Source organism: Haemophilus paraphrohaemolyticus (assembly GCF_002015045.1).
Lineage (GTDB): Bacteria > Pseudomonadota > Gammaproteobacteria > Enterobacterales > Pasteurellaceae > Haemophilus_A > Haemophilus_A paraphrohaemolyticus.
The window spans coordinates 79,533-99,569 of sequence record NZ_MUXX01000003.1 but is presented as its reverse complement, the minus strand read 5'-3'; the positions used below and the strand labels follow the sequence as shown (position 1 = coordinate 99,569).

The 20,037-nt window shown below is 41.1% G+C and carries 21 protein-coding genes; 9 read left to right on the top strand and 12 right to left on the bottom strand.

What is annotated here, in order from left to right; translation table 11 throughout:
- Positions 1-152 precede the first annotated feature (152 nt).
- Complete coding sequence (locus tag B0184_RS02760; RefSeq protein ID WP_005709467.1) at positions 153-1,109, top strand: RsiV family protein; 957 nt, start codon at positions 153-155, stop codon at positions 1,107-1,109.
- A 59-nt stretch (positions 1,110-1,168) separates the two neighbouring features.
- On the opposite strand, the gene B0184_RS02755 is transcribed toward B0184_RS02760, so the two are convergent.
- The 5 genes from B0184_RS02755 to B0184_RS02735 all read right to left on the bottom strand — a co-directional run bounded on the left by B0184_RS02755 (position 1,169) and on the right by B0184_RS02735 (position 5,262).
- Entirely contained in the window at positions 1,169-1,807 is a 639-nt protein-coding gene (locus B0184_RS02755; protein WP_005709539.1) for a nitroreductase family protein, read from the bottom strand.
- A 123-nt stretch (positions 1,808-1,930) separates the two neighbouring features.
- Complete coding sequence (rluB, locus tag B0184_RS02750; protein ID WP_005709439.1) at positions 1,931-2,971, bottom strand: 23S rRNA pseudouridine(2605) synthase RluB; 1,041 nt, start codon at positions 2,969-2,971, stop codon at positions 1,931-1,933.
- A 38-nt stretch (positions 2,972-3,009) separates the two neighbouring features.
- On the bottom strand, positions 3,010-3,627 hold the full coding sequence (locus tag B0184_RS02745; protein ID WP_005709509.1) for an L-threonylcarbamoyladenylate synthase: 618 nt from the start codon (positions 3,625-3,627) through the stop codon (positions 3,010-3,012).
- 215 nt (positions 3,628-3,842) lie between these two features.
- On the bottom strand, positions 3,843-4,772 hold the full coding sequence (gene znuA, locus B0184_RS02740) for a zinc ABC transporter substrate-binding protein ZnuA (protein ID WP_416036920.1): 930 nt from the start codon (positions 4,770-4,772) through the stop codon (positions 3,843-3,845).
- Between the two features lie 79 nt (positions 4,773-4,851).
- A complete protein-coding gene (locus B0184_RS02735; RefSeq protein WP_005709422.1) occupies positions 4,852-5,262 on the bottom strand; it encodes a DNA polymerase III subunit psi in 411 nt (136 codons plus the stop codon).
- An 80-nt stretch (positions 5,263-5,342) separates the two neighbouring features.
- Between B0184_RS02735 and rsmC the strand changes: the two genes are divergently transcribed.
- The gene (gene rsmC, locus B0184_RS02730) at positions 5,343-6,329 is read left to right on the top strand and encodes a 16S rRNA (guanine(1207)-N(2))-methyltransferase RsmC (RefSeq protein WP_005709490.1); all 987 of its coding nucleotides are present in this window, start codon (positions 5,343-5,345) and stop codon (positions 6,327-6,329) included.
- 26 nt (positions 6,330-6,355) lie between these two features.
- Here the strand turns inward: rsmC and fabR are convergent, their stop codons facing one another.
- Both fabR and oxyR read right to left on the bottom strand, forming a co-directional pair.
- Positions 6,356-6,970, bottom strand: a complete 615-nt coding sequence (fabR, locus tag B0184_RS02725; protein WP_005709428.1) for an HTH-type transcriptional repressor FabR — start codon at positions 6,968-6,970, stop codon at positions 6,356-6,358.
- Positions 6,971-7,000: 30 nt separating this feature from the next.
- Positions 7,001-7,879, bottom strand: a complete 879-nt coding sequence (gene oxyR / locus B0184_RS02720) for a DNA-binding transcriptional regulator OxyR (RefSeq protein WP_005709511.1) — start codon at positions 7,877-7,879, stop codon at positions 7,001-7,003.
- Between the two features lie 123 nt (positions 7,880-8,002).
- Here oxyR and B0184_RS02715 point away from each other — a divergent pair, with 123 nt between their 5' ends.
- Both B0184_RS02715 and mpl read left to right on the top strand, forming a co-directional pair.
- Positions 8,003-8,740: a glutathione peroxidase gene (locus B0184_RS02715; RefSeq protein WP_005709405.1), complete on the top strand. Its 738-nt coding sequence runs from the start codon at positions 8,003-8,005 to the stop codon at positions 8,738-8,740.
- 124 nt (positions 8,741-8,864) lie between these two features.
- On the top strand, positions 8,865-10,229 hold the full coding sequence (gene mpl, locus B0184_RS02710) for a UDP-N-acetylmuramate:L-alanyl-gamma-D-glutamyl-meso-diaminopimelate ligase (RefSeq protein WP_005709485.1): 1,365 nt from the start codon (positions 8,865-8,867) through the stop codon (positions 10,227-10,229).
- A 62-nt stretch (positions 10,230-10,291) separates the two neighbouring features.
- Here the strand turns inward: mpl and rsmI are convergent, their stop codons facing one another.
- The gene (gene rsmI / locus B0184_RS02705) at positions 10,292-11,143 is read right to left on the bottom strand and encodes a 16S rRNA (cytidine(1402)-2'-O)-methyltransferase (protein ID WP_005709381.1); all 852 of its coding nucleotides are present in this window, start codon (positions 11,141-11,143) and stop codon (positions 10,292-10,294) included.
- A gap of 79 nt (positions 11,144-11,222) precedes the next feature.
- On the opposite strand from rsmI, the gene B0184_RS02700 reads away from it, so the two are divergent.
- The 5 genes from B0184_RS02700 to B0184_RS02680 all read left to right on the top strand — a co-directional run bounded on the left by B0184_RS02700 (position 11,223) and on the right by B0184_RS02680 (position 16,310).
- Positions 11,223-12,965, top strand: a complete 1,743-nt coding sequence (locus tag B0184_RS02700; RefSeq protein WP_005709475.1) for a penicillin-binding protein activator — start codon at positions 11,223-11,225, stop codon at positions 12,963-12,965.
- Positions 12,940-13,314 carry a YraN family protein gene (locus B0184_RS02695; RefSeq protein WP_039851551.1) on the top strand — a complete coding sequence of 125 codons (375 nt, stop codon included), beginning with the start codon at positions 12,940-12,942 and terminating at the stop codon, positions 13,312-13,314. Before B0184_RS02700 ends, B0184_RS02695 begins: the two co-directional genes overlap by 26 nt.
- Before the next feature lie 13 nt (positions 13,315-13,327).
- Positions 13,328-13,906 carry a D-sedoheptulose-7-phosphate isomerase gene (locus B0184_RS02690; protein ID WP_039851578.1) on the top strand — a complete coding sequence of 193 codons (579 nt, stop codon included), beginning with the start codon at positions 13,328-13,330 and terminating at the stop codon, positions 13,904-13,906.
- 10 nt (positions 13,907-13,916) lie between these two features.
- Entirely contained in the window at positions 13,917-14,507 is a 591-nt protein-coding gene (gene dolP, locus B0184_RS02685) for a division/outer membrane stress-associated lipid-binding lipoprotein (RefSeq protein WP_005709376.1), read from the top strand.
- Positions 14,508-14,717: 210 nt separating this feature from the next.
- Positions 14,718-16,310: a carbon starvation CstA family protein gene (locus B0184_RS02680; RefSeq protein WP_005709506.1), complete on the top strand. Its 1,593-nt coding sequence runs from the start codon at positions 14,718-14,720 to the stop codon at positions 16,308-16,310.
- Between the two features lie 110 nt (positions 16,311-16,420).
- On the opposite strand, the gene B0184_RS02675 is transcribed toward B0184_RS02680, so the two are convergent.
- From B0184_RS02675 to B0184_RS02660, 4 genes are all read right to left on the bottom strand, one after another.
- On the bottom strand, positions 16,421-17,692 hold the full coding sequence (locus B0184_RS02675) for an HlyC/CorC family transporter (RefSeq protein WP_005709515.1): 1,272 nt from the start codon (positions 17,690-17,692) through the stop codon (positions 16,421-16,423).
- Between the two features lie 92 nt (positions 17,693-17,784).
- Positions 17,785-18,576: a cytochrome C assembly family protein gene (locus tag B0184_RS02670; protein ID WP_005709390.1), complete on the bottom strand. Its 792-nt coding sequence runs from the start codon at positions 18,574-18,576 to the stop codon at positions 17,785-17,787.
- Between the two features lie 220 nt (positions 18,577-18,796).
- The gene (locus B0184_RS02665; protein ID WP_005709392.1) at positions 18,797-19,444 is read right to left on the bottom strand and encodes a TerD family protein; all 648 of its coding nucleotides are present in this window, start codon (positions 19,442-19,444) and stop codon (positions 18,797-18,799) included.
- Positions 19,445-19,456: 12 nt separating this feature from the next.
- On the bottom strand, positions 19,457-20,035 hold the full coding sequence (locus B0184_RS02660) for a TerD family protein (protein WP_005709452.1): 579 nt from the start codon (positions 20,033-20,035) through the stop codon (positions 19,457-19,459).
- Positions 20,036-20,037: the final 2 nt, after the last annotated feature.

Below are 20,037 nucleotides of genomic sequence, written 5' to 3'. Positions count from 1 at the left end.
TGAAGACTAAAAAGGCAAGGTAAATCTGCCCAGTAAAGTCGTTTAGATATGAGCGAATTTCAGATAGTTTTGAACAAAAAACAATGAAAATAACCTAGCCTAGTGCTATGATACCAGAGCATTTTTTTATTCTCTATTTTAAGGATAATCCCATGAAAAAATCTCTCTTCGCATTTCTGATTTCTTCCACTTTTCTTCTGTCAGCCTGTAACGAAAAAGATACTCAAGCCCTTAACGAAAAATTACAACAAGCCGAACAAACCATCACTCAACTTAATCAAGATCTTGCAAAAGCCCAGCAAGATTTAACCGCTTTACAAGCAGAACAACGCAAGTTACAAGCACAATTGCCAGCACTTGACGTGACAATTGAACCATTATTTTCAAAATCAGAACAGGTAAAATTACCCGCAGGGAATGATTTTGGAAGAACAGAAAGTGGGCTTTATTATTTTGCAAGTATTGCAAAAACAGGCTTAGATTGGCTGGATAATTTACTGATTCGTCATACCTTGCTTAACCATGATGGAAAAATCAATCATCAAGTGACAGGGACTGAAAAAGAAGAAGCTCTAAAATTAATCGAAAAAAATTATCAGGATTCAAAAGCTGCATTGAAAGAGTATGGCGATATTGCGATTCGTGATAGTTCACAAATGGCATATGTTGGGCAGCGTGGCAATATTGCAACCTTCATTCAGTATTGGGATAACTACACGGGCGGTGCACATGGTCTTTATGGCACAAATTACTTCAACGTAGATTTAAACAAAAAAACCGTGATCTCGTTGGATAGCTTGATGTCGAAAGCACATCAAGAACAAGCCAAAGCTATTTTATGGAATAGTTATTTGAAAAAAACAAGAATGGAAGCTCAAGACGAAAAAGCTGAGCCATTTACCCCAAAAGCCGACTTTGATTTAGTTGATAACTTCTATTTCACTAACGAAGGGATTAATTTTGTTTATCCTGTTTATGCTTTAGCCTCTTTTGCTGAAGGTGAAGTGACTTTAACTTTATATTGGAATGATGCGAATAAATTGGTTTCAAGCGATTATCAGAGAACTAAAAAAGATGGGGTGGGATTGGCACTCGAAGGAAATTGGTAGTGATTAAAGAAAAAAGGGCTGATTTGTGATTTAAGCAGCCCTAAGTTTTATAGATTCCGTTATTTTTTAAACCCTTTTCCATTATTCCAAGAAACCGTATATTCCAACGGCAAACGCACGCTTGGAATTGGTGCGGTGGCAGCTTTGCCGATAGCGAGCAGCATTAAAGGTGCATAACGCTTGCTATCCACTTCTAAAGCATTCATTACGGCCTCACGGTCAAAAATGCCAATGGCGTGTGTGTCATATCCTTTATCTTTGGCGATTAACATCAATTGCATTGTGGCAAGGCTGGTGTCGATAAGTACTTGATCGCGAATTTCTGCTTCGCTTGATTTTTCGTGTAATCCTAATAAGAAATTATACGAATTGTCGCGAAATTGCGGCATTAAACAGCCTTTTTCGACTGAATAATCCAAAATATCGCCTAATATTTTTTGGTATTCTAAATCGGCTAAGACCAAAATAACCGCTGAAGCACTTTCACAAGGCGGGGCATTATGTCCAACAAAACCGAGTAACTGGTTTTTCTTTTCCGCATCATCAACCACCACATAGCGCCAAGGCTGTAAGTTGGCTTTTGAAGGAGCAAGTTGAGCAATGGTGAGCATTTCTACCATTTCTTCACGGCTAATTTTCACATTCGGATTAAACATTTTGATTGTTTTGCGAGCTTCAATAACTTTGGTTAGGTCCATTTTTATCTCCTCAAGCGGTTAATTTTTGTGGAATATTGCAAGTAGTATATGCCTCTCAAAATGTAACTAAAATACCCCACTTTGGGCAAATAAAAAGCGTGCCGAGCACGCTTTAAAATCTGATTAACTTTTCGCACGATATTTTGCGTGCTGTTTTACCGCTTTACGAATTTGGTGAATGTTAGTGCGTCTTCTGTTTTTTGTCACATCCACTTTGGTTTCAGTTTCTGGAGAGAGACCAACTAATTCACGCAGATAATTCACTTGCTCAAGCCCCATCTCTTCCCAGCCACCACGTGGAAGGTTTTTTTCGAGCTTGATATTGCCATAGCGAATGCGGATCAAACGGCTCACTTCTACTTCTTGCGATTCCCATAAGCGACGTACTTCACGGTTGCGCCCTTCGGTTAAGGTGACATCAAACCATTGGTTAATCCCCGTACCGCCCACAGCCTTAATTTGCTTGAAGTTAGCAGGACCATCTTCCAACTGCACGCCTTTGCGTAAGCGTTGTAGCATCGCTTCGTCTACATTGCCGAACACACGCACTGAGTATTCACGCTCTACTTCACGGCTTGGATGCATTAAGCGGTTGGCCAATTCGCCGTCGGTGGTAAAGAGCAATAAGCCTGAAGTGTTGATGTCTAAGCGCCCTACAGCGATCCAGCGTGATCCTGTTAAACGTGGTAAACGGTCGAAAACGGTTGCACGACCTTCAGGGTCAGAGCGAGTGCAAAGTTCGCCTTCAGGTTTGTAATACATTAACACGCGACAAATTTCTTTTTGCGTTGGGATGATGTTGATTAAATGCCCGTCGATACGGATTTTGGTTGCAGAGCTTAATACTACACGGTCACCAAGTGAGGCAATTTTGCCGTCTACACTCACGCGTCCTGCTGCAATTACCTCTTCTAATTCACGGCGTGAACCTTGCCCCGCTCGAGCTAAAATTTTCTGTAATTTCTCGCCTAAAACTTTCTCTTTTTTCTCTGTCGTTTTATCTAGAGAAGCGGTCGGTTTTGCCATTTTTTTTGCAAGCCGACGAGAAGTTGGGCGTGCAGCACGCTGTTCGTTGCGTTCCGCTAAGCGTGGATTTTTGCTCTTTCTTTTCTCGTCTGATTTTTGGTTAAAAGCAGGCTTTTGTTTGTTTTGAAAGGTTTTCATGGTTTGTCCTTTGTCGCTTTCACAAGCGTCTAAATGTTTTAAATAAATGGTGTGAGGTTGCCCGATCCTTCACGGATAATTTCAGGGCTATCATTCGTTAAATCAATCACCGTTGTCGGTTCAACGCCCAAATAGCCACCGTGAATAATCAGATCCACTTGGCGTTCTAAAATGTTGCGGATTTCTTCAGGATTCGACTGCGTCATCTCTTCACCAGGCAACATCAAAGAGCAAGAAAGCAATGGCTCGCCAAGGGCGGCAATCAATGCTAACGCAATTGCATTATCTGGCACGCGAATACCGATGGTTTTACGTTTGGTTTGTAGCCGACGCGGTACATCTTTAGTCGCTGGCAAAATAAAGGTGTACGGATTCGGTACGTTATTTTTCATCAAGCGATAAGCTTGGTTATCCACCATGGCATAAGTCGAAAGCTCGGATAAATCGCTACATACTAGCGTGAAATTGTGATTTTCAGGCAACTGACGAATTTTCACGATACGTTCCATCGCCGCTTTTTCCCCAATCCCACAACCGAGAGCATAGCCTGAATCGGTCGGGTAAATAATCACGCCACCTTTACGGATAATTTCAACCGCTTGGTTAATCAAACGAGACTGCGGATTTTCAGGGTGAATGTAGAAAAATTGGCTCATAGCAACTCCTTTTATGTTCCGCTTATGATAAGTAAGTGGAGGCTAAGTTGGGGAAACATTATACATGAGAATTGGGTAGGAAGGATGGAATTAGTAAAAATAGATTGGGTAATGATGCTGTTTTTACGAACAACGATTAGTTGTAGTGTAGCAACTGTCTTTACCTAAAAACACAGTTGCTATATTACATTAAGAATATCTAGTTGTATGAAACCTTATTTCGCTAAACATTTCGTAAACTCATCCGCAATACCTTGTAAGAATTGTGGATAAGCTTCTGCACTCATCTCAATTTTCGCACCAAGCGGGTCTAGCTGACCAACGCCTACTTGCGTGCCTTTGCTTAAACTTTCTACTACACGAGGTGTAAATTGTGGCTCAGCAAATAAGCAAACGGCTTTGTGTTCTGCAATATGCTCTTTGATTTTCGCCAAAGTTTTTGCACCAGGGGCAACCGTTGGATTGATGGTAAATGAACCAAGTGAGTTCAAGCCGTAAGCCGATTCAAAATAGCCATAAGCCTCGTGGAAAGTGTAATAACCTTTGCCTTTTACTGGCTCAAGCTGGGCTTTTAATTGCACGGTTTTGGCATCTACTGCAGTTTTAAATTTCGCTAAGTTTTCGGTAATTTTTACCTTTTTCGCTGGATATAGCTGAGTTAAACGATCCGCGATTTGCTCTGCAGCAATTTTACTCGCATCGCTTGAAAGCCAGATGTGCCAGTCGTGGCTGTGGTCATGTCCGTGATGATCGTGACCATGAGCATGTTGATGATGCCCATGATCGTGGTCATGGTCGTGATCTTCGTGATGTGTTGCTTCGATAATCTCTTCAATAGCAGGTACTTCACCTAGTTCTAGCACCTTGCTTTCAGGTAATTTTTCAACAGATTTTTCTAAAAATGACTCTAGACCGTGCCCTACCCAAACTACTAATTCTGCTGATTTTAATTTTTCAACATCAGAGGGCTTCAAGCTGTAATCATGCGGTGATGCACTCACTGGTAATAGCACTTGTGTATCTGTTATGCCATCGGTAATTGCATTCGCAATAAAGCCTAGAGGTTTGATGGTGGTTAATACATCCGCGTGAGCAAATGAAGTTGCGGCTAAAATCCCTGCTGCAAGTAACGTTTTTTTCATAATTTGTCTCCTGTTAATAAAACGTTAATTTTGAGCATTCTAGCAGAAAGATTTTAAATTACCATTATTTTTTTATGGGAATTTAAATCTGTTTTTGAAAAACATTATCCAATCCTTTCCACAACTTCCTTTTACTTTCAGGCTTCAATAATTCTGCCCAACTTTCGACCTTCAATTGTGGCTGATTTGTACATTTTTTCTGAATTTTGACCGCTTGTTCTTCGTTTTCTATCACCAATAAAAAGGGAGTATGCTTGAAACGGATTCGTTGAAATTGCTCGTGATTTACCCAGTAAAATTCATTTGATTGCAATGAGAGTGCAAAAAGTAAGTCTTGAAAAAGCCTGCTTTTTTGTTGTTCTTCTTCACAAATCACCACTAATTTGACCGCTTGATCTAACCGAATTTGAGCATCGCCTTTGAGTGCTTGTGGCTTAACCAACTGCCATTGTGTTACGCCCATTGCTTGCAATAATAAATCTCGTCTATTCATCTTGTTCTCGCAAAAAATTGATAGGGAATAGTAGCAAAACTGGGTAAAATGCGGAAATTATTTTTAAAGGAAAGGAAATTATGTTCTCTCTTGAAAGCGAGGTGTTAGCTCGCCATTTGCCTTTATTTATCGAAAAATCAGTACTGTTTTTTGGTTATGTGCGTGATGATTTTGCTCAAAGCTTAACTGGTGCAAAATCGGTGTCAGTATTCAGCAGTTATTTTGATTACGCTCATTCACGACAAACGGTCGAATTTGGTGTGGAAAACAGCAAAAAAGCGGACTTAGCCGTTTATTATTGGGCGAAAAATAAACAAGAATGCCAATATCAACTGTTGGAATGGCTGGCTCAAGCAGAAGTCGGGCAAGAATTGCTGATTATTGGCGAAAACCGTGCGGGCGTGCGTTCGGTGGAAAAAATGCTCGAACCGTTCGGCAATATTGCCAAAATTGACTCGGCTCGTCGCTGTGGTTTGTACCATTTTGAGCTGCAAAACGTGCCAACTTTCAATGCAGAAAAATTCTGGAAAAGCTATGAGTTCAATGCTTTAACGATTTCCGCCTTGCCTGCGGTGTTTAGCTCAGCAGAATTAGACAGTGGCACAAAACTATTACTTTCAACCTTCCATAAAGCTGACGGCTTAAAAGGTAAAGTGTTGGATTTAGGTTGTGGGGCTGGCGTAATTGGGGCGAGTTTGAAAAAACAGTTCCCGAAAATTAAGCTGACGATGAGCGATATTCACGCAATGGCAATTGCGTCAAGTAAACGTACTTTGTCGGAAAATGCATTGGAAGGCGAAGTGTTGGCAAGCGACGTGTTCTCGCATATTGACGGGCGATTTGATCTGATTGTTTCCAACCCGCCATTCCATGATGGTGTAGATACGGCTTATCAAGCGGTCGAAAATTTGATCTTACAAGCGAAAAACCATTTAACCCAAGGTGGAGAATTACGCATTGTAGCAAATGCCTTTTTGCCTTATCCAGACTTGCTAGACAGCGCGTTCGGCAAGCATGAAGTGGTGGCGAAATCGACTAAGTTTAAGGTCTATTCAGCACGAAATTAAGTCAGACAGGGTGTATAAATAATCCTCTATTTTCTGACATAAGCGGACGCACCGTGCATCAGCATTCGGAGTTGGGTCATCACCCGTTTTTTGAGTTCATTACGCTGTTGGTTGCTCATATCTAAAGCGTGCGAACCTGCAGTAAAAACGAGAGTGACCAATCCTTCTGCTTGAATATGAGCGATTTCACGCCCTAATTCGGGGCTTTTCATTAAGATGTAATCAGTAAGTTCTGCAACAAAATGCTGAATTTCGCGCGAAGCTGCGGTTCGAAAGGCTTGCGATGTGCCTGAACTTTCACGCAATAATAAGCGAAAAACGTTGGGGCGGTCGTTAATCAGTTCAAAGAAAGTTTCAACCGAAAGGGCAACCACGCTGCCGCCTTTCTCAATACGTTTACGAGCTTGACGCATTAACTGACGCAGTACTAAGCCTGATTCATCTACCATTGCCAAGCCCAGTTCGTCCATATCTTTGAAGTGGCGGTAGAAAGAGGTTGGGGCAATACCCGCTTCGCGTGCCACTTCCCGCAAACTTAAGTTGCTGAAACTTTTTTCGGCACTCAATTGGTTGAACGCCGCATCCACAAGGGCACGGCGGGTTTTCTCTTTTTGTTGTGCTCGAATTCCTATATTACTCATTTGTTATCTCTGCGTCGCTTATGCAGCATTTTATTTTTTCATTACTTCTTCAATGCCTTTAGCAAGGCGTTCATAGCGGGTGCGAAGTGGTGAACCTGGGCGATAAATTAAGCCAACCGCACGGAACGGCGTTGGATCGCAAAATGAAATGTATTTCACACCGCTTGTTTCTTTGGCGGCGAGTTTGGGAATCAGCGAAATGCCTACATTGGCTGCTACCATATTGCGGAGTGTTTCTAAATTAGTTGCTTTGAAATGGGCACTCTCTTTCGCCCCAACCGATAAGCAGTAATCCAGCGTTTGCGTGCGTAGGCAGTGACCATCATCTAAGAAAAGCAGCTCTTTATCTTTTAAAACTGAAATCGGTAGCTGTTTTTCTTTTGCCCATTCGTGCTTATCTGAAACAGCAAGCAGAATCTCTTCGTTAAAAAGTGGCACTTCGATAAAAGGTTCGCTCTCTTTAACGAAAGCCAAAATACCGCAATCGAGCTGACCAGCAGAAAGTTGATCTACCATTTGAGAGGTTTGCAATTCGTATAAATAAAGCTCAAGCTCTGGGAAGGCTTCTTTCATTGCGGGCACAATAATTGGCGAAAGGTATGGGCCGAGCGTAGGTAAAATCCCCACGTGAAGTGGGCCTGACATCTCTTTGCCCTGATTGCTTGCCATCTCTTTTAATACCTTTACTTCACGCAATACTGATTTTGCTTGATCCACTAATGCCAAACCTGCTTGGGTGAAAAGCACTTTACGGCTAGTACGTTCAAGTAAAATCGTTCCTAATTCATCTTCTAATTTACGAATTTGACCGCTTAAAGTTGGCTGACTCACGTTACACGCATCGGCAGCACGACGGAAATGTTTGTACTCTGCTAATGAAATTAAATATTCCAGATCTCGTATATTCACAATAATCTTTTCCTTATTTTATTTATAAATCTTACCTATCAATAGAATAAGATGAATTATGGCATATTTATCTGTAAAATGCGTCAGATTTTTAATTCTTATTTATTTTTTTGGAGAAAAAATATGTCTTTAAAAGATATGACAGGTCAAAAAGTTCCTTCAGTAACATTCCACACACGTCAAGGCGACGCATGGGTTGATGTAACTACAGATGAAATCTTCAACAACAAAAAAGTAGTTGTTTTCTCATTACCAGGTGCTTTCACACCAACTTGTTCATCAACTCACTTACCACGTTACAACGAATTAGCGAAAGAATTCTACGCATTAGGCGTTGATGAAATCGTGTGTGTATCTGTAAACGATACATTCGTAATGAATGCGTGGAAAGAAGACCAAGAGTCTGAAAATGTAACAGTTATCCCAGATGGTAACGGCGATTTCACTCGTGGTATGGGTATGTTAGTAAGCAAAAACGACTTAGGTTTTGGCGAACGTTCTTGGCGTTATTCTATGTACGTTGTAAACGGTACAGTTGAAAAAATGTTCATCGAACCACAAGAACCAGGCGACCCGTTCAAAGTATCTGATGCAGATACAATGATCAAATACTTAAACCCAGCTTGGGAAGCAAAACCATCAGTGTCAATCATCACTAAACCTGGTTGCCCATTCTGTGCAAAAGCAAAAGCATTATTAGAAGTGAAAGGCTACCAATATGAAGAAATCGTATTAGGTAAAGATGCTTCAACCACTTCTGTACGTGCAATTACTGGTCGTACTTCAGTTCCACAAGTATTCATCGGTGGTAAACACATTGGCGGTAGCGACGATTTACAAGCATATTTTGATGTAAAATAATTGAAATTTGATTAGCGAAAGGCTAGGTTCTTATGGAATCTAGCCTTTTTTGTTATACTTGATTGATAAGCTTCTCTCTTTTCTAAAGAGGGGGATATTTTTACGTAAATTAAATGGATTTCTAATGAAACAAAAACACATTCACATCCTTGGCATTTGCGGCACTTTTATGGGTGGCGTGGCAATGATTGCTCGAGAGCTTGGCTATAAAGTGACAGGTTCAGACACCAACGTTTATCCGCCAATGAGCACTTTTTTAGAAACGCACGGCATCGAGGTTATTCCTAACTACAATGTTGACCAATTACAACCTGCCCCCGATTTAGTTGTTATCGGTAATGCAATGAGCCGTGGTAATCCTTGCGTGGAATATGTGCTTAATAATCAGTTAAATTACACATCAGGCCCACAATGGTTGCACGATCATCTGCTTAAAGATCGCTGGGTGCTTGCTGTTTCAGGTACCCACGGAAAAACTACTACCACAGGTATGTTGGCGTGGATTTTAGATCAAAACCAGATCGATACTGGCTTTTTAATTGGTGGTGTGGCAGGCAATTTCGGTATTTCAGCACGTTCTGGTTCAAGCAAATTCTTCGTGATTGAAGCGGACGAATACGATTCCGCCTTCTTCGACAAGCGGTCTAAATTTGTGCATTATTCGCCAAGAACCTTGGTTATCAACAACATCGAATTCGATCACGCCGATATTTTTGATGATTTGCACGCAATCCAACGTCAATTCCACCACCTTATCCGTACCATTCCAAGCGAAGGGCGAATCCTTGCGACAAGTGACGATCAAAATGTGCAAGATACGCTCAAAATTGGCACCTACAGCGAAGTACAAGCGATTGGCGAAGGCAAGGAGTGGTTTGCAAAACCATTAAGTGCGGATTGCTCACATTTTGAAGTGTATCATTTCGGCAAAAAAGCAGGTGAAGTGCGTTGGAACATTATCGGTCGCCACAATATGCATAACGCATTGATGGCAATTGCCGCCTCACAGCACGCTGGTGTAAGCGTTGAAGGTGCTTGTAAAGCGTTAGGCTCGTTCATCAATGCCAACCGCCGTTTGGAAGTCAAAGGCGAGGTAAACAGCATTACTGTTTACGATGATTTCGCTCATCATCCAACCGCAATTGAAGCCACAGTCGATGCACTTCGTGGTAAGATCGGCAAAGATGCTCGCATTATTGCGGTGTTAGAGCCTCGTTCAAACACAATGAAAATGGGCGTGCATAAAGATGACATCGCACCAAGCCTACACGATGCACAAGCGGTCTTTATTTATCAGCCTGATACCATTCCTTGGAAAGTGAGCCAAATCACTGATGCATTAACCCAACCAGCAAAATGGTCAGCAAGCATTGATACGTTAGTTGAAATGATTGCCCAAGAAGCAAAAACAGGTGATCATATTTTAGTGATGAGCAACGGGGCTTTTGGTGGCATTCATCATAAATTGATTGAGAAGCTAAAAGGCTAAATGAGTAAAATAGAGAAAGAAAACACCCGCTTGAGGTTAAATCTAAGCGGGTGTTTTTTATCCTATTTTGCAAAATTTTCTAAACCAAACTGATAAAGGGCATTTTTCTTATAGCTAAAGGTTTCTGCCACGATGCTTGCGGCTTTTTTCATTGGCATTTCGTTGGTTAAAAGTCGAAATAATTTGACCGCTTGTGGGCTAAAACTTTCCTCTTCGGTTTCGGATTTGCCTTCCACAATCAGAACGATTTCGCCTTTAGTGCGGTTGTTGTCTTCATTCAGCCATTCAATTAAGTTGCCGAGCGTGTCACCGTGAATGGTTTCCCACGTTTTAGTGAGTTCTCTTGCCATCACAATATAGCGGTCTGAACCCCAGATTTTTTGCATATCCGCAAGTGTGTCTAAAATGCGGTGGGTTGATTCGTAGAAAATCAGCGTTCTAGGCTCTTCACTTAAGGCTTCTAATTTATCGCAACGTGATTTTGTTTTGGCGGGCAAGAACCCTTCGAAACAAAAACGGTCTGAGGCAATGCCTGAACAGCTTAATGCGCCAATTGCAGCACAAGCACCGACTACAGGCACAACACGAATGCCTGCTTGTCGGCAGTGACGAACGAGGTGAAAGCCAGGGTCGCTAATCAGCGGTGTGCCTGCATCTGAAATCAGGGCGATATTTTCGCCTTTGGTTAATTTCTCGACTAAAATAGATGCTTTCTGTTGTTCGTTGTGGTCGTGTAAGGCAAAAAAAGGCTTTTTGATGCCGTAGTGACTTAAAAGTAATCCACTGTGGCGGGTGTCTTCAGCGGCGATTAAATCGACTTGTGCGAAGGTGTCTAATGCACGCTGAGTGATGTCGCCTAAATTACCAATTGGGGTGGCAACAATATATAAAATGCCGTTTTGTTCGTTTTTCATTTGATTTTCAGATATTTGATAAGTAAGATTTAAAAAATTACCGCATTATACTTTTTTTATGCATTTTAGGGAGAATAAAATGGCAGTAGCACTTCGACAAAAAATGAAAACCGTTTTTGTCCCAACTCTTGTGGCTCTTTTAGTGGCAGCTTGTAGTTCGCCTAATTTAGTGACGGAATCAATGAAAAATGAGGCGTATGCAAGCTCTGAGTTTTACATTAACAAAGCAGATCAAGCAAAAGAGAAAGAAGATAAGGTTTCTTATCAGCTTTTGGCGGTGCGTAAGTTGGTGGAAGAAAATAAAGCAGACGAGGCACAAGATGCGTTAAATGAGCTTACGCCATTTATGAAAGATATTCAAGAAAACCCTGTGCAAAAATTAGAATATGCGTTAGTGTCTGCTCAACTTGAGGCATTGCAAGGAAAAAATGATGAAGCCTTAAACGGTTTGAGAAATTTGCAAAATAATGCGAAAAATGAACCGCTTAGTCAGGCTCAAATGTTGCGTGTTTACCAAACCCAAGCTCAAGTAGCGGAAAACCATAAAAATGGGGAAGAAATTGTTCGAGCTCGTTCGTTGATGAATAGCTATTTGTTTGACAACAAAGCTCGCCAAGAGAATAACGATATTATTTGGAATACACTTAGAAAGGCTAATCGCGGGATTGAGCAAGCTCAACCGCAAGCGGGCGAAGTCGAATTTGCAGGTTGGATTGCCTTGATTTCGCTTTACAATCAAAATGTGATGAATCCGTCACAAATGCAACAGGCGTTGAATCAATGGAAGGCACAATATCCAAATCATAGTGCGGTCAATGTGATGCCAGCTGAGTTACAAAATGTAGCAAGTTACCAACAAACGCAGCTTAATGGCGTGGCAGTGTTATTACCGTTAAGTGGTGATGCACAAATTTTGGGGCAGTTGGTGCAAAAAGGCTTTAATGATGCTCGCGGCAATGATGGCACAATGGTGCGTTTTTACGACACCGCAGCAGCGGATGTTAATAGTCTGATTGCACAAGCGAAACAAGAGGGGGCAAGCACGATTGTTGGTCCATTGTTGAAAGAGAATGTGGATGCGGCATTAAGTAGCCCAGAGCTTAACAATGTGAATTTATTGGCGTTAAATGCGACACCAAATGTGAGAGCGATTCCTCAAGTTTGCTACTACGGCTTAGCACCAGAAGCCGAAGCGAAAGCGGCTGCAGATCGTATTTATAATGAAGGTAAACGCAATGTGATTGTTTCCGTACCGCAAGGCGATGCAGGACAACGTTCAGGCGATACTTTCGCCCAACGTTGGCGTCAGCTCACAGGTAACGATGCGGATGTGCGTTATTACTCTTCTGCCGAAGATGCGATTGCGTCAATTTTAAGTGCGGGCATCACGCAAGGTGGTTTGTATCTGCTAGGTTCGCCTGATGATGTGGTGTTAATTAAACAAGGCATCGACGCTTCGCCATTAAAAGATCAGCTGGCGATTTATACCTCTTCACGCACCAATTCGCCAACGAATGATGCTGATTTTTATACCGCGATGGAAGGTGTGAAATTCAGTGAAATTCCGCTGTTAGCTGATTCAAATTCAGATGAATACAAAAAATCAGCGAACTTATCTGCGGGTGATTTTGCCAAAATGCGTTTATACGCAATGGGTGCGGATGCATGGTCTTTGGCAAATAAATTCAATGAGTTAAGTAAAATCCCTGGTTATAAAGTGTCTGGCTTAACTGGCGTGTTAAGTGCAGGACAAAATTGTAATATCGAGCGCAATTTATCTTGGTTGCAATATCACAATGGTGCTGTTGAGCAAGCTCAGTAACAAGCGGTCACAAGGTTCGCTTTATGAGCAAAAAGCCCGAGCTTATTTAGAAACGCAAGGGCTGAAATTCATTGCAGCTAACCAGACTTTTAAATGTGGCGAGTTAGATTTAGTGATGGCAGATGGCGATACTGTCGTGTTTGTAGAAGTTCGCCAACGTAAATCGAACCGCTTTGGTAGTGCGGTGGAAAGTATCGATTATCGCAAGCAGCAGAAATGGCTCAATGCAGCGAATATGTGGTTATTTACTAAGCGTAAGCAGAGTTTAGACACCGCAAAATGCCGTTTCGATGTGGTTGCCTTTGAGGGAGATAATCCGCCTCTTTGGTTACCCAATTTTTTAGGATAATGCCAACATTATGATGTTAGAAAAAATCCAAAATAGCTTTACCGAAAGTATCCAACTCCAAATTGCCGCAACCGAATTATTGCCCGCAAAGTTAGAACAAGCAGCAAAACAGATGCAAGGCTGTTTGTTGCGTGGCAATAAAATTATTGTTTGCGGGCACGGGCGTTCTTACGGTAATGCGCAGTTATTGGTCAGCCATTTATTGCATCAATATGAGATGGCTCGCCCAACGCTTTATGCTGTGCAATTAGACTTAACAGGCACGGTGGCAGGGGTAGCAGTTCAACGCAATGAGTTTGATTTGCTCTATCAAAAACAGCTGCAGGCTGTGTATCGTGAAGGCGATATTTTCGTTTGCTTTTCTCCCCTTGGTAATGAAGAAGCGGTCTTAAATGCGATCCATTTTGCAAAAGGTGAAGGCTTGGATATTATTGTGTTTACTAGCAATCTTAATGAGCATACGCAAGGCTTGCTGGATGAAGAAGATATTGAAATTGCTATTCCATCGATGAATGAAGCTCGTGTTATTGAAGGGCATTTGTTCTGTGTGAATTTGCTTTGCGAGTTAGTTGATCATCTACTTTTTTCTTAAGGATAGTATTATGAAAACATTAATCAAAAAGAGTATTACAACCATTTTATTTGGCGCTGGATTACTTTCGCTACAAGGCTGTATTACTACGGCTGTTGTAACTACGGCTGCGGTTGCGGGCAAAGTAGCAACGGATCCTCGCTCAACAGGCACACAAGTGGATGATGAGATTTTAGAAGAGAAAGTTGCGCATAATCTAAACAATGACGCCCAGCTAAAAACAGAAGCTCGCATCAATGTGGTTTCCTATAATGGAAAAGTGTTGTTGATAGGGCAAGTGCCGAATTATACAGCTGCTGAAACAGCAAGAAATATCGCCGCTGGCGTAGATGGCGTAAAAGAAGTTGTTAATGAAATTCGCACGGGCGAAAAGATTGGTACTTCTCAAATTGCGATGGATAGTTGGATTACTGCGACTGTGAAATCAAAATTACTTTTGAATGCCGAAGTGAAGACTACCGAGGTTAAAGCCATTACCGAAAATGGCGAGGTATTTTTGCTAGGTACACTTTCGCATTCACAGGCTGATGCTGCAGCTGAAGTGGCTCGTAATGTACGCGGTGTTTCTAAAGTTGTGAAAGTCGTGACTTACGCGATGTAAAAATAGGGGAGCTGATGCTCCCCATTTTCTTTTCTTAACATATCCCTCCATTAAACAATCAAGTTTTGCTCGCATTTTCAACAAAAATGTGAAGTGTTTCACACTTTTTATAAACTCTTTGGCAATTTAATTTACTTTTAACATACAAATAACTAAAATTATGTACTGCCAATTAGGCAGAATTTAACTTTTTTATTCTAGGATAACGTTATGTTGTGGTTTTTCTTTTGTGTAGCCATTTTGGTGCTTGGCTACTTTATTTACGGCAAAATTATCGAAAAAATTTTCGTAATTAACCCGAAACGCCAAACGCCCGCTTATCAAGTTAATGATGGTGTGGACTATATGCCAATGTCAAAAACGAAAATTTGGCTTATTCAATTATTAAATATTGCGGGAACAGGCCCAATTTTTGGCCCTATTCTTGGTGCGTTATATGGACCTGTTGCGATGCTTTGGATCGTACTTGGCTGTATTTTCGCAGGTGCAGTGCACGACTATTTCTGCGGTATGTTAAGTATCCGTCATGGTGGGGCAACAATGCCATATTTGGCGGGTAAATTCTTAGGTCGCCCTGTTAAAGTATTCATCAACGCATTGGCACTTATCCTTCTTTTATTAGTGGGTGTGGTATTCGTAGCAAGCCCGGCACAATTGATGGGTACAATCACCATGGATGTACTTGGTGCTTCACAAGGTGCATTACAATTGGGTGATGCAGAAGCTGTTCACCAAGCTGTTGAAGCGGGGGGGATTAAAGTTTGGGGTATGGATAAAGCAACTGTTATTGCCGTTTGGACATTTATCATCTTTGCTTACTATATTCTCGCAACATTACTTCCAATTGATAAAATCATTGGACGCATCTATCCGTTATTCGGTGCGTTATTGCTCTTTATGTCTTTAGGAATGGTCTATGGGCTAGTTTCTGCTCACTTTAGTGCAACCGATCCAATTGAATTCTTCCGTACTATCAATGCAGATGGCGAAGGTTTAACTTGGGCTAAATTCACTCAAAACTTCCAAGTGAAAGGTAATGTTCCAGTTTGGCCACTTTTATTCTTAACCATCTCTTGTGGTGCGTTATCTGGTTTCCACGCAACGCAAACCCCGTTAATGGCACGTTGTGCAGAGAATGAAAAAGAAGGTCGCTTCATTTTCTACGGCGCAATGATTACTGAAGGTGTTATCGCATTAATCTGGTGTATGGTTGGCTTGGCATTCTATGAAAACCCACAAGCGTTACAAGATGCAATCTCTGCAGGTTCACCATCTAAAGTAGTATACGATAGTTCGTTACACTTCTTAGGTTTCATTGGTGGTATTTTTGCAGTATTAGGTGTAGTTGTATTACCAATTACTTCAGGTGATACAGCATTCCGTGCCGCTCGTTTACAATTAGCGGAAATCTTTAATATTGATCAACGCTCATTAGCGAAACGTTTATATATCGCAATACCGTTGTTCGTATTAGGTTATTTTGTGTCAACTATTGACTTTAGTATCTTATGGCGTTACTTCACTTGGGCAAACCAAATGACAGCAATGGTAATGTTATGGACAGCTGCGGCATACTTATACCGTTACCATAAATTCCACTGGGTAGCTTCAATTCCAGCATGGTTTATCACAACTGTATGTGCAACCTACTTATACTACAACCCAATTGGTTTCCACTTAGATTATCAATTGTCTGTATACTTAGGTTTAGCAACCACAGTTGTATGTATCGTTCTTTTCTTCACAATGCTTAAACCATTAGGTGAACGCGATGAAGAAGCTTATGTAGCTGAAACAAAATAGCTAGAAGCTGAACAATAGAAAGGGCGTGAATGTAAGTTCACGCCCTTATTGTATCTACTAAAAAGCGGTTGGATTTTTGCAATGTTTTACAAAAATTCAACCGCTTATTTTTATTCTTCAGAATCTATTAAAGGCTCAACCTTCGCTTGTTTCACCATATTATCCGCCACTTCTAATACGGTAACTTTCAGGTTATACAACTCAAACACCGTGTCTTCATCAGGAATTTTTTCTAAGTGTTCGAGGATTAAACCGTTGAAGGTGCGGACTTCATCCACAGGCAGTTGCCAGCCAAATAGCTTGTTCAAGTCGCGTAAATTTGCAGAGCCTTCGATAATCACTGTGCCATCGGCTTGTTGTTTGACTTCTTCTTCCAATGTTGGGGCGGTTGAAGTGGTAAATTCGCCGACAATCTCTTCTAAAATATCTTCTAGCGTGACTAAGCCTTTAATGTCACCATATTCATCGACCACCAAGCCGATACGCTCTTTATTGGCTTTGAAGTTCATCAATTGCGTAGTCAGCGATGTGCCTTCAGGGATGAAATAAACCTCATCCACAGCACGAATCAGCATCTCTTTAGTGAACTCATTTCGCTCTAACATTAAGCGGAACGCCTCACGCACGCGGAGCATCCCAAGCACGTTTTTGTCCATATTGCCTTTGTAGATCACCACGCGGGCGTGCGCTGCCCCTGTGAGCTGACGCATAATCGCTTTCCAGTCGTCGTCGATGTCAATTCCGCCAATGTCATTGCGAGGCACCATAATGTCTTCGACTGTCACTTTTTCCATATCCAAAATGGAAACTAGCATCTCTTGGTGTTCGGTTGGAATAAATTTCCCTGCTTCAAGCACTACACCACGCAGTTCTTCTGCACTTAAGCCTTGGTTTTCATCCTTATGAATGCGGAAGAGCTTCATTAAGCCGTTGATGATTAAGTTCATCAAAAAGACTAATGGTAGGATGATTTTTTTCAGTGGAACAAGAATGTAGCTAACAAAAAAGCCGATACGCTCAGGGTAAATTGCAGCAATGGTTTTCGGCAGAATTTCAGAGAAAACTAACATCACAAAGGTCAGAATACCTGTCGCCGCAGCAACTCCCGCATCGCCTGCAATACGCATACCAATAACGGTTGCAATCGCTGAGGCAGCAATGTTTACAAGGTTATTACAGATTAAGATAAAACTTAATAAAACGTCGGTTTTTTCAAGCAGTTTGCTGGCTAAAATCGCACCTTTATGCTCTTGTTCGGCAAGGTGTTTCATTTTGTAGCGGTTAAGTGACATTAGCCCTGTTTCAGAGCCAGAGAAGAATGCCGAGAGGGCTAAAAGAATGGCAAGCGTGATAAAAAGCGTACTCAGGGGGATACTGTCCAAAATAAATTTCCTATGTTCGTGAATGTTCAAGCGGTTAAATTTTCTTAACATTTTGCAAAAAACAAAATAAATTCAACCGCTTACCGTTCTGGTTATTTCACCAGATGGCTACCAAAATAGCCGATTGTGAGTAATATCATACCCGAAATTGAGTAAATAAGCACCCGATTTCCACGCCAGCGGAATTTCCACTGTCCAAGCAGTTGCACCGCATAGACAATCCAAGCTAATGAAGAGAAGATGGCTTTATGCACTTGCTCAGGAGCAAAGAAATTGTGCAGATAGATCATTCCTGTCACCAAGGCAACCGTGAGCATTGCTTGTGCTGCAAGGGTGAGCGTGAAAAAGTGGCGCTCAACCGTCATCAATGGTGGCAGCATGGCACAGAAAAAGAGTTTTTTGCTTTTGAGTTTACGATCGAGCCATTTAAGTTGTAAGGCGTAAATCAACGCTAAGAAAAAGAGGGCATAAGAGAACAGAGCGATACCAAGATGGAAAATTAAGCCTGCATTCTCGGAAATATTTTTGGTGAAATTTCCTGTTGCAACTAGGCTTACTGTCACACTACAGATCCCGAAAGTGTAAACAATCATCAACGGAAACCAGATGGTTCGCCATTTGAGCAATGTAAAGGTTGCAAAAGCACTTAATAATAGGCTCATCAATGCATTTACATTGGCAAGCGTAAAATTTTGACCTTCACTTAAAAACAGCTCTTGCGAGGTGCTAATAAAGTGGCAAGCAACGGCAAGCAAGCCAATAGAAAAAACGGCTTTGATGTTCGGTTTTTTATCACTATTTTGGTTTTCAATGTTTGCCAATGTAGGAGCAATCCAGAGCAGGGCGGTACAATAAGAAATAATGGAGAGGACGGAAAATAACATTGTAATCTCTATCTGTTAAATAAGAATAATTTTCAGCTGAAATAACGTTATCAGTTTTAATGGCTTTTGGCTATTACTTCAGAGAAATTTTTCCAAGAAATTTATGTTTTGTCAAAAAATAGAATAGAAACACGATAGGTAAAATTTGAACATCTTGTGGGTAAAAAGGACTTATGTAATGATAGCGGTTAAAAAGTTTTAACCGCTATTTTATTAAATATTATTTAGACCCAGCCGAGAACTCAAATCCCCAGCCATAATATTGGCTACAATCTGCATGCCCATTAAAGAAGTTAATGTCTTTACGAACTGACATCTGAGAATCATCAAAGTCAATGCTTGCAATCGCACAGAATGTGCGAGGATCAGTTTGTTTCCCCATTTCAACAACGATTTCAGGCTGGTTAGGCACTTTAACGGTTACCACTGCATCAGACTCAGCCCATTTAGCAGCCCCCTCATAAATGAAACAATAGATAACCAAACGACGTAGATCTCTGATACCTTTTGGGTTGACTAAAATATTTTCACCTTCGGCTGAGCTGCCATTCCGATCATCTCCACAATGCCATACCCAAGGTGCTTGGCTGTAACATCCTTGGCGTGTTAGACGTTCTCTTGACCCGCCACGACCTTGGGAAAATTGCAAACCGTCAATAAGTGAAGCTGTTCCATCTTGTAACTCCCAGTAACACCCAAGATCTAAGTCAATCTCTTTATTTGAATTAAATAAGCTACTGAAGAAACCAGTGGGTTTTTGTTGAGTCCAATTTAAGTTAATAGTAATTTGCTGATCAGTTGATTTCGATAAATCAATTTTATGCGAATCACCTTTTTTTTCTAAAGTAATTTTATTTAATGAAACCATTTTTCACTCCAATTAACCTACATTTACACCATATTGTTGGCAAAGTGAATATAATCCCCCTGTATATCCTTGACCAATTGCACGAAATTTCCATTCACCGTTATGACGATAAATTTCACCAAACACCATTGCTGTTTCGGTGCTGTAATCTTCAGAAAGATCAAAACGAACAATTTCATCACTAGTATCATTATTAACAATACGTACGAATGCATTGCTGACTTGACCAAAATTTTGACGACGAGCTTCTGCATCGTGAATAGTTACAGTAATAAAAAGTGATTTGATATTACTTTGCACTTTGTCTAAGCAAACGATCACGCTTTCATCATCACCATCTCCATCACCGGTTAGGTTATCGCCAGTATGCTCTACACCACCACAAGGTGAAACTAATTGATTATAGAAAATAAAATGTCTATCAGAAGGCACTTTACCATTTTCTGTTGCCATAAATACACTTGCGTCTAAGTCAAAGTCTTGCCCATCAGTTGAACGAGCATCCCACCCTAAACCAACCAATACATTTTTTAAGCTTGGATCGGTTTTACTTAATGAAATGTTTTGACCTTTGGTTAATGAAATTGCCATAT

Coding starts and splice junctions, on each gene's coding strand:
- B0184_RS02760 (WP_005709467.1), top strand. CDS start 153: ATGAAAAAATCTCTCTTCGCATTTCTGATTTCTTCCACTTTTCTTCTG.
- B0184_RS02755 (WP_005709539.1), bottom strand. CDS start 1,807: ATGGACCTAACCAAAGTTATTGAAGCTCGCAAAACAATCAAAATGTTT.
- rluB (WP_005709439.1), bottom strand. CDS start 2,971: ATGAAAACCTTTCAAAACAAACAAAAGCCTGCTTTTAACCAAAAATCA.
- B0184_RS02745 (WP_005709509.1), bottom strand. CDS start 3,627: ATGAGCCAATTTTTCTACATTCACCCTGAAAATCCGCAGTCTCGTTTG.
- B0184_RS02735 (WP_005709422.1), bottom strand. CDS start 5,262: ATGAATAGACGAGATTTATTATTGCAAGCAATGGGCGTAACACAATGG.
- rsmC (WP_005709490.1), top strand. CDS start 5,343: ATGTTCTCTCTTGAAAGCGAGGTGTTAGCTCGCCATTTGCCTTTATTT.
- fabR (WP_005709428.1), bottom strand. CDS start 6,970: ATGAGTAATATAGGAATTCGAGCACAACAAAAAGAGAAAACCCGCCGT.
- B0184_RS02715 (WP_005709405.1), top strand. CDS start 8,003: ATGTCTTTAAAAGATATGACAGGTCAAAAAGTTCCTTCAGTAACATTC.
- mpl (WP_005709485.1), top strand. CDS start 8,865: ATGAAACAAAAACACATTCACATCCTTGGCATTTGCGGCACTTTTATG.
- rsmI (WP_005709381.1), bottom strand. CDS start 11,143: ATGAAAAACGAACAAAACGGCATTTTATATATTGTTGCCACCCCAATT.
- B0184_RS02700 (WP_005709475.1), top strand. CDS start 11,223: ATGGCAGTAGCACTTCGACAAAAAATGAAAACCGTTTTTGTCCCAACT.
- B0184_RS02695 (WP_039851551.1), top strand. CDS start 12,940: ATGGTGCTGTTGAGCAAGCTCAGTAACAAGCGGTCACAAGGTTCGCTT.
- B0184_RS02690 (WP_039851578.1), top strand. CDS start 13,328: ATGTTAGAAAAAATCCAAAATAGCTTTACCGAAAGTATCCAACTCCAA.
- dolP (WP_005709376.1), top strand. CDS start 13,917: ATGAAAACATTAATCAAAAAGAGTATTACAACCATTTTATTTGGCGCT.
- B0184_RS02680 (WP_005709506.1), top strand. CDS start 14,718: ATGTTGTGGTTTTTCTTTTGTGTAGCCATTTTGGTGCTTGGCTACTTT.
- B0184_RS02670 (WP_005709390.1), bottom strand. CDS start 18,576: ATGTTATTTTCCGTCCTCTCCATTATTTCTTATTGTACCGCCCTGCTC.
- B0184_RS02665 (WP_005709392.1), bottom strand. CDS start 19,444: ATGGTTTCATTAAATAAAATTACTTTAGAAAAAAAAGGTGATTCGCAT.
- B0184_RS02660 (WP_005709452.1), bottom strand. CDS start 20,035: ATGGCAATTTCATTAACCAAAGGTCAAAACATTTCATTAAGTAAAACC.